Raw genomic sequence first — 14,539 nt, forward strand, 5'->3', positions numbered from 1 at the left:
TTTTTTTCGGGAAGAAAAGGAAAGGTGATATAAATGACAACACAAGTAGTAAACGTCATTGGCGCAGGTCTTGCAGGAAGTGAAGCGGCTTACCAAATTGCAAAACGTGGTGTCCAAGTTAGATTATATGAAATGAGACCGGTAAGGCAAACGCCAGCTCATCACACAGATAAATTCGCTGAATTAGTATGTAGTAACTCACTTCGTGCAAACACTTTAACAAATGCAGTTGGAGTTATTAAAGAGGAAATGCGCTTAATGGATTCTGTAATTATTCGTGCGGCGGATGAGTGCTCTGTACCAGCTGGAGGTGCTTTAGCTGTAGATCGTCATGAGTTCGCAGCTAAAGTAACAGAATACGTAAAGAACCATCCAAATGTAACTGTAATGAATGAAGAAATTACAGATATTCCAGAGGGACCGACAATTATTGCTACAGGTCCATTAACATCTCCTGATCTTTCTGCAAAATTGAAAGAATTAACAGGAGAAGATTATTTCTACTTCTATGATGCTGCAGCCCCAATCGTAGAAAAAGACAGTATTGACATGAATAAAGTATATTTAAAATCGCGTTATGACAAAGGTGAAGCTGCATATTTAAATTGCCCAATGACAGAAGAAGAGTTTGATCGTTTTTATGAGGCTCTAATTGCTGCTGAGACAGTGCCTTTAAAAGAGTTTGAAAAAGAAATTTTCTTTGAAGGTTGTATGCCAGTAGAAGTTATGGCAAGTAGAGGGAGACAGACGTTAGTATTTGGACCTATGAAACCTGTTGGATTGGAAGATCCAAAAACAGGGAAAACGCCATATGCTGTTGTTCAGTTACGTCAAGATGATGCAGCGGGAACTTTATACAATATCGTAGGTTTCCAAACTCATTTAAAGTGGGGACCGCAAAAAGAAGTGCTACAGTTAATTCCGGGATTGGAAAATGCAGAGATTGTACGTTATGGTGTAATGCATCGTAATACGTTTATTAATTCACCTAATTTGCTTCGTCCAACATATCAATATAAACAACGTGATGATTTATTCTTCGCTGGTCAAATGACTGGAGTAGAGGGATATGTTGAATCAGCAGCATCAGGATTATTAGCAGGAATTAATGCTGCGCGTCTTGTGCAAGGTGAAGAGCCAGTTGTATTACCGCCAGTAACTGCGATGGGTAGCATGGCAAATTACATTACGGCAACGAACGCTAAAAACTTCCAGCCGATGAATGCGAACTTCGGTCTATTTGCACCGTTAGAGAAGAAGATTAAAAAGAAAGCAGAACGAAATGAAGCGTACGCAGCACGCGCTTTAGAAACGATTCGAAATTTTGTAAATATTTAGTTAAATTTCTTGCAAAGGCTACTAAGTTGTGATACGATTTAGTAGCCTTTATTGAGGTGAGTTGTGTGAATGTGAAGAAATTGTTACAATTATTCGTTGGATATTTACAAATTGAAAGAAATTATTCAAAATATACAATTGCAAGTTATCAAAATGATTTAGAACATTTTGTGCAATTTATGGAACGAGAAGGCATATCCTCTTTTTTAGACGTTACATACGCGGATGTTCGTTTGTACTTAACGACGTTGCACGATGAAAAGTTAGCCCGTAAATCTGTCGCAAGAAAAGTATCAAGCTTACGAAGTTTATATCGTTTTTTGATGCGTGAAGGTTATCGAAAGGATAATCCGTTTGCACTTGCGTCACTCCCCAAAAAAGAATTGTCAATCCCAAAGTTTTTATATGCTGAAGAGTTAGAGGAATTATTTGAAGTTTCTGACACGGAAACGCCATTAGGCCAAAGGAATCAAGCTTTATTAGAGTTGATGTATGCGACTGGGATCCGTGTGAGTGAATGTGTCAATTTACAACTTACCGATATTGACTTTGCGGTGGGAACAATTTTAGTAATGGGAAAAGGAAAAAAACAAAGGTATATTCCGTTCGGAAGCTATGCGCAAGATTCTTTAATTACTTATATAGAGAATGGGAGAAAACAGTTAGTTAATAAGACTGACGAAGATTCTCATATGGTATTTTTAAATGCGAAAGGTACACCGCTAACAAGTCGTGGGGTTCGTTATGTTTTAAATGAACTCATTAAAAAGGCTTCGCTGACAATGCGGATAAGTCCCCATATGTTAAGGCATACATTTGCTACACATATGCTAGATGAAGGGGCGGATTTACGTACTGTACAGGAGCTATTAGGCCATGAAAATTTGTCGACGACACAAATTTATACGCATGTCTCTAAAGAAAGATTGCGTTCTGTTTACATGAAGCATCACCCGCGGGCATAAATTGCTTTAAAAGCTATAAAAACAAATAAAGGAGTTTTTTCTATGGGAAATTTCCACGCTACAACGATATTTGCAGTTCATCATAATGGAGAATGTGCAATGGCTGGAGATGGCCAAGTGACAATGGGAAATGCTGTTGTAATGAAACATACAGCTCGTAAAGTTCGTAAACTTTTCCAAGGTAAAGTTTTAGCTGGTTTCGCAGGATCAGTTGCTGACGCATTTACTCTTTTTGAAATGTTTGAAGGGAAATTAGAAGAGTATAATGGCAACTTGCAGCGTGCTGCTGTTGAAATGGCAAAACAATGGCGTGGCGATAAAATGTTACGTCAGCTAGAAGCGATGCTCATTGTCATGGATAAAACAACTATGCTCCTTGTTTCAGGTACAGGAGAAGTGATTGAACCGGATGATGGTATTTTAGCAATTGGATCTGGTGGGAATTATGCACTTTCTGCAGGTCGTGCTTTAAAGCAATATGCAAGTGAACACTTAACAGCGAAGCAAATTGCGAAAGCGAGTTTAGAGATTGCTGGCGATATTTGTGTTTATACGAATCACAACATAATTGTTGAAGAATTGTAGAATCGTAAGGGAGGCATTTTATATGCATTTACATTTTACTCCGCGCCAAATTGTGGAAAAATTAGATCAATACATCATCGGTCAAAAAGACGCAAAGAAAGCGGTTGCTGTAGCGTTGAGAAATCGATATCGCCGCAGTAAATTAGCTGAAAATTTACGTGACGAAATTGCACCTAAAAATATTTTAATGATTGGACCGACAGGTGTTGGGAAAACAGAGGTAGCACGACGAATGGCGAAACTCGTTGGAGCACCTTTTATTAAGGTTGAGGCTACAAAATTCACAGAAGTTGGATATGTGGGTAGAGATGTAGAGTCGATGGTACGTGACTTGGTGGAAACATCGGTTCGTATCGTAAAAGAAGAAATGGTAGTGAAAGTTCAAGATAAAGCAGAAGAGCAAGCGAATCAACGTCTTGTTGAAATTTTAGTGCCGAGTCCGGAGAAGCAATCTGGATTCAAAAATCCATTAGAGATGCTTTTTGGAGGCGCTCAAAATTCGAATCAAACGTCTGATACACAAGAAGATGTTGAAATCGAAAAGAAACGTCAAGATGTGGAGAGAAAGCTTGCTGCAGGGCTTCTTGAAGAAGAAATTGTATCGATTGAAGTGACTGAACAACAGTCTTCCATGTTTGATATGTTACAAGGAACTGGCATGGAACAAATGGGAATGAATTTCCAAGATGCGCTAGGAAGTTTTATGCCGAAAAAAACGAAAAAACGTAAACTTTCTGTAAAAGAAGCAAGAAAACTCTTGACAAATGAAGAGGCACAGCGCTTAATTGATATGGATGAAGTTACACAAGAGGCTGTTTATCGTGCTGAACAGCTCGGGATTATTTTTATCGATGAAATTGACAAAATTGCTGGTAAGCAGTCGAATAGCGTAGATGTATCACGTGAAGGTGTGCAACGTGACATTCTGCCAATTGTAGAAGGGTCGAATGTTGCGACAAAATACGGATCAGTAAAAACGGATTATATTTTATTCGTTGCAGCTGGAGCGTTCCATATGTCTAAACCGTCGGATTTAATTCCGGAATTGCAAGGGAGATTTCCGATTCGAGTAGAATTAACAAAATTATCGACAGACGATTTTGTTAAAATATTAATCGAGCCTGACAATGCGTTAATTAAACAATATATGGCATTATTAGCGACTGAAGGTATAGAAATTGAATTTTCAGACGAAGCTATTCGTAAGATTGCTGAGATTGCTTATCAAGTTAATCAGGATACAGATAATATTGGAGCAAGAAGACTTCATACGATTATGGAGAAGCTCCTTGAAGATTTATCGTTTGAAGCATCTGAAATTACGTTAGAGAAAATAACGATAACACCTCAATACGTTGAGGAGAAATTAGCAACAATTGCTAAAAATAAAGATGTGAGCCAGTTTATTTTGTAATAGTGTCATCAGGTGACTCGCCCTAGTTTCCAAGTGATGAAAAAATATGTGAGTAACATGTAGGAGGAACTTTTGAAATGGAATTATTAGCAAAAACGAGAAAATTAAATGCGTTATTACAGAGCGCAGCAGGGAAGCCTGTAAACTTTAGAGAAATGTCTGACACAATGTGTGAAGTAATCGAAGCAAACGTATTCGTAGTTAGCCGTCGTGGTAAATTACTAGGTTATGCAATTCACCAACAAATCGAAAACGAACGCATGAAGCAAATGCTTGCAGAACGTCAATTCCCAGAAGAATATACACAAAGCTTATTCAACATTACAGAAACATCTTCAAACTTAGATGTGAACAGTGCTTACACAGCATTCCCAGTAGAAAACAGAGAATTATTCGGTCAAGGTTTAACTACAATCGTACCAATCGTTGGTGGCGGTGAGCGTCTAGGTACATTAGTATTAGCTCGTCTTGGTCAAGAGTTCTTAGATGATGATTTAATCCTTGCTGAGTACAGCTCAACTGTTGTAGGTATGGAAATCTTACGTGAAAAAGCAGAAGAAATCGAAGAGGAAGCGCGTAGTAAAGCTGTTGTTCAAATGGCAATCAGCTCATTATCTTACAGTGAGTTAGAAGCAATTGAGCATATCTTCGAAGAATTAAATGGAACAGAAGGTTTACTTGTTGCAAGTAAAATTGCTGATCGCGTAGGAATTACTCGCTCTGTAATCGTAAATGCACTACGTAAATTAGAAAGTGCTGGTGTTATTGAGTCTCGCTCTTTAGGTATGAAAGGAACATACATTAAAGTGCTAAACGACAAGTTTCTACAAGAACTTGCTAAATTAAAAACAAACTAATTTATAAAAAACTCTCCTCAATTGAGGAGAGTTTTTTTGTGCAATGGATAGAAGATGCTTGTGAAAAGTGTCATAAGCGTTTTTTCTGGGAAAACTATTAATTGTATTTACTTTTTTGCTTAAAAGAAAAGAAGGTTGGTAATACTAGAATTCGAGTATGAACAAAGAAAGTTTTACATTGTTCGCATTTTCGACTTGATTGTAATATTTCAGTATGATATAGTAAGCAGTGGTGTCAGTACAAAGTACACACGTTTACTGATTTAAGTGTTGGTGCTACGTTTGTAGTTTCGCTTAGAGATGAAGTAAACGGAGGATATCAAAAACCATTTAGGAGGAACTATATTATGTCAGTAATTTCTATGAAGCAATTGCTTGAAGCTGGTGTTCATTTCGGACATCAAACTCGTCGTTGGAACCCAAAAATGAAGCGTTACATTTTCACAGAGCGTAACGGTATCTACATCATCGACTTACAAAAAACTGTGAAAAAAGTTGAGGAAGCTTACAGAACGATGCGCGACATCGCTGCTGAAGGCGGAGACATCTTATTCGTAGGTACTAAAAAACAAGCACAAGAAGCTATTAAAGAAGAAGCAACTCGTGCTGGTATGTACTTCGTTAACCAACGTTGGTTAGGTGGAACTTTAACAAACTTCCAAACAATCCAAAAGCGTATCAAGCGTCTTAAAGACATCGAAAGAATGCAAGAAGATGGTACTTTCGAAGTACTTCCTAAGAAAGAAGTTGTTCAACTTAAAAAAGAGTTAGAGCGTCTTGAGAAATTCTTAGGCGGTATTAAAGATATGAAAGGTCTTCCAAGTGCATTATTCGTAGTAGACCCTCGTAAAGAGCGTATTGCAGTTGCTGAAGCACGCAAATTACACATTCCAATCATCGGTATCGTTGATACAAACTGTGATCCAGACGAAATCGATCACGTTATCCCAGCAAACGATGATGCAATTCGTGCTGTAAAACTTCTTACATCTAAAATGGCAGACGCGATCCTTGAAGCAAAACAAGGTGAAGAAACTGTTACTGCGTAACAAAGTTGGAAAGGTGATAAGGGGTTCGGCCTTTTATCACCTTTTTTAAGGTATAAACACCTTTATAAAAGGTATAAATACATATTTTAGGAGGATGAAAAGTATGGCAATCACTGCTCAAATGGTAAAAGAATTACGTGAAAAAACTGGCGCAGGTATGATGGACTGCAAAAAAGCTTTAACAGAAACTAACGGCGACATGGAGAAGGCAATTGACTTCTTACGTGAAAAAGGTATTGCGAAAGCTGCTAAAAAAGCAGACCGCATTGCTGCTGAAGGTTTAACTTTCATCGAAACAAACGGTAACGACGCTTTAATCTTAGAATTAAACTCTGAAACTGATTTCGTTGCGAAAAACGAAGGTTTCCAAACACTAATTAAAGAATTAGCTGCTCACTTATTAACTAACAAACCAGCTAACGTTGAAGAAGCTATGGCTCAAACAATGGAAAACGGTAAAAAAGTTGAAGAGCACATCAACGAAGCAATCGCTAAAATTGGTGAAAAACTTACACTTCGTCGTTTCGAAATCGTATCAAAAACTGATGCAGATGCATTCGGCGCTTACCTACACATGGGTGGACGCATTGGTGTATTAACAGTTCTTGAAGGTTCTACTGATGAAGCTGCTGCTAAAGATGTTGCAATGCACATCGCTGCAGTTAACCCTAAATACATCGACCGCGATGCTGTAACAGCTGAAGAAGTTGAGCATGAGCGTCAAGTATTAACACAACAAGCATTAAACGAAGGCAAGCCTGAGAAAATCGTTGCGAAAATGGTTGAAGGCCGTCTAGGCAAATTCTTCGAAGAGATTTGCTTACTTGACCAAGCATTCGTTAAAAACCCTGATATGAAAGTTCGTCAATTCGTTGAGTCTAAAGGCGGAACATTAAAAGGATTCGTTCGCTACGCTGTTGGTGAAGGTATCGAAAAACGCGAAGACAACTTTGCTGAAGAAGTAATGAACCAAGTAAAAGGTAGTAACTAATACAGATTAGGGAACACATTGTGTTCCCTTTTTTAAAATAAAGATGTAAGCAATTGGAGGTTCATTATGAGTAAACCGAAATATAATCGTGTCGTTTTAAAGCTAAGTGGAGAAGCTTTAGCTGGAGAGCAAGGATTTGGAATTAACCCAACTGTTATTAAGTCAGTTGCGGAACAAGTAAAAGAAATTGCAGAACTTGATGTAGAGGTTGCTGTTGTTGTTGGTGGCGGTAACATTTGGCGTGGAAAAATTGGAAGTGAAATGGGCATGGATCGTGCAGGGGCAGATTACATGGGCATGTTAGCGACAGTTATGAATTCATTAGCTCTTCAAGATAGCTTGGAGAATATCGGAATTCAAACTCGTGTACAAACTTCAATTGAGATGCGTCAAGTTGCAGAACCTTACATTCGTCGTAAAGCAGTTCGTCACTTAGAGAAAAAACGTGTTGTTATCTTTGCAGCAGGTACAGGTAACCCATACTTCTCTACAGATACAACAGCAGCATTACGTGCGGCAGAAATTGAAGCAGATGTAATTTTAATGGCGAAAAACAATGTAGATGGTGTATATAATGCGGATCCATCTATTGATCCAACAGCTACAAAATACGAAACGCTTACTTACTTAGATGTATTAAAAGAAGGTTTAGGTGTAATGGATTCTACAGCTTCTTCTCTATGTATGGATAATGATATTCCATTAATTGTATTCTCAGTTATGGAAAAAGGTAATATTAAACGTGCCGTTTTAGGCGAAAATATCGGAACAGTGGTAAGGGGGAAATAAATATGGGACAACAAGTATTGAAGTCTTCAAATGAAAAAATGGAAAAAGCAGTTGCTGCTTATTCTCGTGAATTAGCAACAGTTCGTGCTGGCCGTGCAAACGCGTCTGTATTAGATAAGGTACAAGTTGATTACTACGGTGCACCAACACCAGTTGTGCAATTAGCGAACATTACAGTTCCAGAAGCACGTTTACTAGTAATTCAACCTTATGATAAAACTTCTATCGGTGATATTGAAAAAGCAATTTTAAAAGCAGATTTAGGCTTAAACCCTTCTAATGATGGAACTGTAATTCGTATTGCATTTCCTGCACTAACAGAAGAGCGTCGTCGTGATCTTGTAAAAGTTGTGAAAAAATATGCTGAAGAAGCAAAAGTTGCTGTTCGTAACGTACGTCGTGACGGAAATGATGATCTTAAGAAGCTTGAAAAAGCTGGCGAGATTACAGAAGATGATTTAAGAGGATATACTGAAGATATCCAAAAAGAAACAGATAAATATATTGCAAAAGTTGACGAAATCGCAAAAAACAAAGAAAAAGAAATCATGGAAGTGTAATAGCGATAACTTCGCAAATATGACCCTCTTCTTAAGGGGGTCTTTTTACACTTTTAGGCATACGTCTGCTTGCTGGAGGGTATGAATGATGTTTAAAAACTTTCCTTTTTTTAAAGGTAAAAAGGACACATCGTTTGATCATCTCGTTGAAGAAGTGAAAAAAGGATATATCCCAGAACATATTGCCATCATTATGGATGGGAATGGAAGATGGGCAAAGAGGAGAGCAATGCCTCGTATTGCGGGACATCATGAAGGTATGCAAGTTGTAAAGAAAATCACAAAATTTGCAAGTAAACTTAATGTGAAAGTGTTAACTCTCTATGCTTTTTCAACTGAGAACTGGAAAAGACCGAAAAAGGAAGTTGATTATTTAATGAAGCTTCCAGAAGAATTTCTAGGTACATTTTTACCAGAATTGATTGAAGAAAACGTACAAGTCCGAGTAATAGGGCAAAAAGATCGTCTTCCTACGCATACACGCAGAGCGATGGAGAAAGCCATGGAAGATACGAAAGAGAATACGGGATTAATTCTTAATTTCGCGTTAAACTATGGAAGTCGAGATGAAATCGTTTCTGCTGTGCAACATATGATGAAAGATAATGAGGAAGGAAAAATTCGTTCTGAAGAGGTAAGTGAAGAAATGCTTTCCTCCTACTTAATGACGAGTTCTTTACCTGATCCAGAGTTGTTAATCCGAACAAGCGGAGAGCTACGTATTAGTAATTTCATGTTATGGCAAATTGCATATTCGGAGTTTTGGTTTACAGACGTGTATTGGCCAGACTTCAAAGAAGAACATTTGCTAAATGCGATTACTGACTTTCAACATAGAGGGCGCAGATTCGGAGGCGTGTAGAAAGAGAGGGTTTGGTAGTGAAACAGAGAATTATTACTGGAGTGGTTGCTGCCGCGCTATTCATTCCCATCGTAATATACGGTGGCGTGCCTTTTACGGTTTTAGTGTATGCACTTGCTTCTATAGGTTTATATGAATTAATTCGTATGAATAAGCTTACGCTTATTTCAGTACCGACAGTTTTAGCTGCAGTATTATTGTGGATTCTTTTAATTCCAAGTAGTGCATCAAAACTGTTTACATGGATTGGATTAGGTAAATTGGAAATCACATTTGTGATTGTTTTATTACTTTTATCATATACAGTCCTTTCTAAGAATACATTTACTTTTGATAATGCTTCATTTTTACTGATGGCAACGACATATGTGGCAATGGGATTCTTATATTTAAATGAAACGAGAATATTAGGAATTAAATATGTATTTTGCGCATTATTTGTTATATGGGCTACTGATTCAGGCGCATATTTCGTAGGAAAAGCATTGGGCAAGAGAAAATTGTGGCCAGAAATTAGTCCAAATAAAACGATTGAAGGTTCATTAGGCGGCATCGTTTGTGGAATTATTGTGGCACTTGTTTACAACGTGTTCTTCCCAGTCGAATCGAATGTAGTAATTTTAATTGTGCTGACAATTATCATTTCTATTTTTGGACAAATTGGTGATTTAGTACAATCTGCTTTTAAACGTCATTATGGCGTAAAAGATTCAGGTACAATTTTACCTGGGCATGGTGGTATATTAGACCGAACAGATAGTTGGTTATTCGTTTTACCAATTCTCTACTTCTTATTACAATACAATTAATAAATGAACGAGGGGTTGGAGTCATGAAAAACATTAGTTTATTAGGTGCAAGCGGATCAATTGGTACACAAACTTTAGATGTATTACGCTCGCACCCAGACCAATTCCGTCTCGTTGCTTTTTCTGTAGGGAAAAATATTGACTACGCAGTAAAGGTAATTCAAGAATTTTCTCCGCAAATCGTCTCTGTGCAAAGAGAGGAAGATGTTTTAAAATTACAATCTGTTTCTGGTAATACAAAAATTGTATATGGTAGTGAAGGACTTTTAGAAGTAGCATTACATCCAGATGCGGAGATTGTAGTAAATGCTGTTGTAGGTAGCGTAGGGTTGTTACCAACACTTCGTGCAATTGAGGCGAAAAAAACAATTGGAATTGCAAATAAAGAAACGTTAGTAACTGCAGGACATCTTGTAATGGAAGCAGCACGAAAACATAATGTTTCGTTACTTCCAGTAGATAGTGAACATTCGGCTATTTTTCAGTGCTTGAATGGTGAAAATGAAAAAAGAATTTCTCGTCTTATTATAACGGCTTCTGGTGGAAGTTTCCGTGATAAAACGAGGGATGAATTGCATCATGTGACCGTAGAAGATGCGCTTCGACATCCAAACTGGTCAATGGGTTCGAAAATTACAATTGATTCTGCTACAATGATGAATAAGGGACTAGAAGTAATTGAAGCACATTGGCTTTTTGGTATCCCTTATGAGCAAATCGATGTTGTTTTACATAAAGAAAGTATTATCCATTCTATGGTTGAATTTGAAGATCGTAGTGTAATGGCGCAGCTTGGTTCACCTGATATGCGAGTACCAATTCAATACGCACTTACATATCCTGATAGATTGCCTCTTTCAGACACAAAACAGTTAAACTTATGGGAAATAGGGACGTTGCATTTTGAGAAAATGGACCAAGAACGATTCCGTTGTTTACGTTTTGCGTATGAAGCTGGAAAAGCAGGTGGAAGTATGCCAGCTGTAATGAACGCAGCGAATGAAGTAGCTGTTGAAGCCTTTTTACAAAAGAGAATTGGTTTCTTAACAGTGGAAGACCTCATTGAAAAAGCAATGAACCATCACAATGTCATTGCACGACCGAGCTTAGAGGAAATTTTGGAAATTGATGCGGCCACAAGACGGTTTGTGATGGAACAAATTTAGCAAAGGTGGTTATGGAATTGAATACAGCGATTGCCTTTATATTAATTTTCGGTGCACTCGTATTTTTCCATGAGCTAGGGCATCTATATTTCGCAAAAAGAGCAGGTATTTTATGCCGCGAGTTTGCGATTGGTTTTGGTCCGAAAATATTCTCATTTGAAAAGAATGAAACGGTGTATACGATTCGATTACTGCCCCTTGGTGGCTATGTAAGAATGGCCGGCGAGGATGCGGACACAGTTGAGTTAAAGCCTGGGAAAAAGGTTGGCCTTGTATTAAATGAAAAAGACGAAGTTGTGAAATTAGTTTTTGATGGATATGAAAAGTATCCAAATGTTCGTGTTATTGAAGTCGAACAAGCTGATTTGGAGCATAATTTAACAATTTCGGGCTATGAAGAGTACGAGGAAGAGCTTCAAACATTCCGAGTGAATGAAAAGGCTCGTATTATTACTGCGGGGGAAGAAATTCAAATTGCTCCGTATAATAGACAATTTGGCTCGAAAAAACTAGGGCAACGCGCTTTAACAATCTTTGCGGGTCCTGCAATGAACTTCATTTTAGCATTTGTTATTTTTGTGATTCTTGGATTTGTACAAGGGGTTCCTATTGACAAACCAATGGTCGGAAAAGTGATGGATAACAGTGCAGCACAGCAAGCTGGATTGAAAGAGAATGATACAATTCAAGCTATTGATGGGAAAAACACAAGTACATGGAAAGATGTTGTTACTATTGTACGTGAAAACCCAAATAAAGAAATTACGTTACAAGTAAAGCGTGATAATGAACAGTTTAATGTGAAAGTAACGCCAACACTCGATAAAGAAGGAAAAGACGAAGTTGGTAGAATCGGTGTGTATTCTCCTGTAGAGAAAACAGTAATGGGTTCTATTAAATCAGGATTTGAACAAACGTACCAATGGACGAAACTAATTTTTGAATCTCTTGTTAAATTAGTAACTGGTCAATTTTCTATTAATGAGTTATCAGGTCCAGTAGGAATTTATAATCTAACAGATCAAGTTGTAGATTATGGGTTTACGCGTGTACTAAGTTTAGCTGCAGTTCTAAGCATTAATCTTGGTTTATTTAATTTATTACCAGTTCCTGCTTTAGATGGTGGCCGTTTATTCTTCTTCTTAATTGAAGCGTTACGAGGGAAACCAATTGATCGCCAAAAAGAAGGAATGGTTCACTTTATTGGTTTTGCATTATTAATGTTACTTATGTTAGTTGTAACTTGGAATGACATTCGTAAGTTTTTCTTGTAAAATAAAGTGAAACTTATAATGAAATAGAGCTCGTAGAATAAAATCCCTCACCTAACTCGAGGTGAGGGGTTTTACTGCGTGTAAGAGTAAAATGAAGAGGTGCAAATAAATGAAACAAAGTATGGTATTCAGTCCTACATTACGTGAAGTTCCAGCTGATGCTGAAATTAAGAGTCATCAGCTATTACTTCGTGCAGGTTTTATGCGTCAAAATGCTTCTGGTATTTATAGCTTTCTACCATTTGGATTAAAAGTATTACACAAAGTAGAACGTATCGTTCGAGAAGAAATGGAGCGCGCAGGAGCTGTAGAATTATTAATGCCAGCTATGCAAGCTGCGGAATTGTGGCAAGAATCAGGTCGTTGGTATTCTTACGGATCTGAATTAATGCGTATGAAAGATCGTAATGCTCGTGAATTCGCATTAGGAGCGACACATGAGGAAGTAATTACGGATCTTGTGCGTGATGAAGTGAAATCATATAAAAAATTACCGTTAACATTATACCAAATTCAAACAAAATTCCGTGATGAGCAAAGACCTCGTTTCGGCTTATTACGTGGAAGAGAGTTTCTAATGAAAGATGCATACTCTTTCCATGCTACACAAGAGAGCTTAGATGAAGTATACGATCGTTTATATAAAGCATACTCTAACATTTTTGCTCGCTGTGGCTTGAATTTCCGTGCAGTTATTGCTGATTCTGGAGCAATGGGCGGAAAAGATACACATGAATTTATGGTATTATCTGATGTTGGTGAAGATACAATTGCATACTCTGACACATCTGATTATGCAGCAAACATCGAAATGGCTCCTGTTGTAGCTACGTATACGAAGAGTGACGAAGCAGAAAAAGCACTTGAAAAAGTAGCAACACCAGACCAAAAAGCAATTGAAGAAGTATCCGCATTCTTAAACATTGCAGCTGACAAGTGCATTAAGTCTATGGTGTTTAAAGTAGATGAGAAATTAGTAGTGGTACTTGTTCGTGGTGATCACGAAGTAAACGATGTGAAAGTGAAAAATGTATACGGCGCTTCAGTTGTTGAGCTTGCTTCTCATGAAGAAGTAAAAGCATTATTAAATTGTGAAGTTGGTTCATTAGGACCGATTAATGTAACAGGTGATATCGAAATTATTGCTGATCATGCTGTAGCATCAATTGTTAACGGATGTTCAGGAGCGAATGAAGAAGGATTCCATTATGTAAATGTAAATCCAGAACGTGACTTTAAAGTAAGTCAATATACAGATTTACGCTTCATCCAAGAAGGAGACCAATCTCCAGATGGAAACGGAACAATTCTTTTTGCACGCGGAATTGAAGTTGGTCATGTATTCAAATTAGGAACTCGTTATAGTGAAGCAATGAACGCAACATTCCTAGATGAAAACGGAAAAACACAACCACTTATTATGGGTTGTTACGGTATCGGTGTATCTCGTACAGTGGCAGCAATTGCAGAGCAGTTTAACGATGAGAACGGCTTAGTTTGGCCAAAAGCTGTAGCACCGTTCCATGTGCATGTAATTCCAGTAAATATGAAATCGGATGCACAACGTGAAATGGGTGAAAATATCTACAACTCATTACAAGAACAAGGCTATGAAGTGTTATTAGACGATCGTGCAGAACGTGCAGGTGTTAAATTTGCAGATGCAGATTTATTCGGTCTTCCAGTTCGTGTTACAGTTGGTAAAAAAGCAGACGAAGGTATTGTAGAAGTGAAAGTACGTGCTACAGGTGAGTCTGAAGAAGTAAAAGTAGAAGAACTTCAAACATATATTGCAAATATTTTAAAATAAGAAGAGGTACCTCGTAATGGGGTACCTTCTCTTTCTTTGTAAACGTATTTTGTAAAAGAAGAGGTGAGAA

14 protein-coding genes are annotated in these 14,539 nt (G+C 37.7%); all 14 read left to right on the plus strand.

Translation table 11 applies throughout. The annotated features are described in order from the left end of the window. Nucleotides 1–33 precede the first annotated feature (33 nt). On the plus strand, nt 34–1,338 hold the full coding sequence (gene trmFO / locus DN404_RS15310; RefSeq protein ID WP_000213002.1) for an FADH(2)-oxidizing methylenetetrahydrofolate--tRNA-(uracil(54)-C(5))-methyltransferase TrmFO: 1,305 nt from the start codon (nt 34–36) through the stop codon (nt 1,336–1,338). 65 nt (nt 1,339–1,403) lie between these two features. Next, nucleotides 1,404–2,303 (plus strand): tyrosine recombinase XerC, encoded by a 900-nt coding sequence (gene xerC, locus DN404_RS15315; RefSeq protein WP_001101243.1) that lies wholly within the window; start codon nt 1,404–1,406, stop codon nt 2,301–2,303. Between the two features lie 42 nt (nt 2,304–2,345). Then, nucleotides 2,346–2,888 (plus strand): ATP-dependent protease proteolytic subunit HslV, encoded by a 543-nt coding sequence (gene hslV / locus DN404_RS15320; RefSeq protein ID WP_000526272.1) that lies wholly within the window; start codon nt 2,346–2,348, stop codon nt 2,886–2,888. Between the two features lie 22 nt (nt 2,889–2,910). Further along, the gene (gene hslU, locus DN404_RS15325; RefSeq protein WP_000550078.1) at nt 2,911–4,302 is read left to right on the plus strand and encodes an ATP-dependent protease ATPase subunit HslU; all 1,392 of its coding nucleotides are present in this window, start codon (nt 2,911–2,913) and stop codon (nt 4,300–4,302) included. Nucleotides 4,303–4,379: 77 nt separating this feature from the next. After that, nucleotides 4,380–5,159 carry a GTP-sensing pleiotropic transcriptional regulator CodY gene (gene codY / locus DN404_RS15330; protein ID WP_000421290.1) on the plus strand — a complete coding sequence of 260 codons (780 nt, stop codon included), beginning with the start codon at nt 4,380–4,382 and terminating at the stop codon, nt 5,157–5,159. Between the two features lie 347 nt (nt 5,160–5,506). Further along, nucleotides 5,507–6,208, plus strand: coding sequence for a 30S ribosomal protein S2 (gene rpsB, locus DN404_RS15335; RefSeq protein ID WP_000111485.1), 702 nt, complete (start codon nt 5,507–5,509; stop codon nt 6,206–6,208). Between the two features lie 103 nt (nt 6,209–6,311). After that, nucleotides 6,312–7,199 (plus strand): translation elongation factor Ts, encoded by an 888-nt coding sequence (gene tsf, locus DN404_RS15340; protein WP_001018578.1) that lies wholly within the window; start codon nt 6,312–6,314, stop codon nt 7,197–7,199. 66 nt (nt 7,200–7,265) lie between these two features. Continuing rightward, complete coding sequence (pyrH, locus tag DN404_RS15345) at nt 7,266–7,988, plus strand: UMP kinase (RefSeq protein ID WP_000042668.1); 723 nt, start codon at nt 7,266–7,268, stop codon at nt 7,986–7,988. A gap of 2 nt (nt 7,989–7,990) precedes the next feature. Next, the gene (gene frr, locus DN404_RS15350) at nt 7,991–8,548 is read left to right on the plus strand and encodes a ribosome recycling factor (protein WP_000531501.1); all 558 of its coding nucleotides are present in this window, start codon (nt 7,991–7,993) and stop codon (nt 8,546–8,548) included. Nucleotides 8,549–8,633: 85 nt separating this feature from the next. Further along, on the plus strand, nt 8,634–9,410 hold the full coding sequence (gene uppS, locus DN404_RS15355) for an isoprenyl transferase (protein WP_000971296.1): 777 nt from the start codon (nt 8,634–8,636) through the stop codon (nt 9,408–9,410). 17 nt (nt 9,411–9,427) lie between these two features. Beyond that, a complete protein-coding gene (gene cdsA / locus DN404_RS15360) occupies nt 9,428–10,219 on the plus strand; it encodes a phosphatidate cytidylyltransferase (protein ID WP_000813594.1) in 792 nt (263 codons plus the stop codon). Between the two features lie 23 nt (nt 10,220–10,242). Beyond that, entirely contained in the window at nt 10,243–11,385 is a 1,143-nt protein-coding gene (dxr, locus tag DN404_RS15365) for a 1-deoxy-D-xylulose-5-phosphate reductoisomerase (RefSeq protein ID WP_000790373.1), read from the plus strand. 17 nt (nt 11,386–11,402) lie between these two features. Beyond that, on the plus strand, nt 11,403–12,659 hold the full coding sequence (gene rseP / locus DN404_RS15370) for an RIP metalloprotease RseP (RefSeq protein WP_001090243.1): 1,257 nt from the start codon (nt 11,403–11,405) through the stop codon (nt 12,657–12,659). Nucleotides 12,660–12,768: 109 nt separating this feature from the next. After that, nucleotides 12,769–14,469 (plus strand): proline--tRNA ligase, encoded by a 1,701-nt coding sequence (locus tag DN404_RS15375; RefSeq protein ID WP_000814299.1) that lies wholly within the window; start codon nt 12,769–12,771, stop codon nt 14,467–14,469. The last annotated feature ends 70 nt before the right edge of the window (nt 14,470–14,539 follow it).

The organism is Bacillus sp. TE8-1 (assembly GCF_008368855.1).
Classification (GTDB): Bacteria; Bacillota; Bacilli; order Bacillales; family Bacillaceae_G; genus Bacillus_A; species Bacillus_A cereus.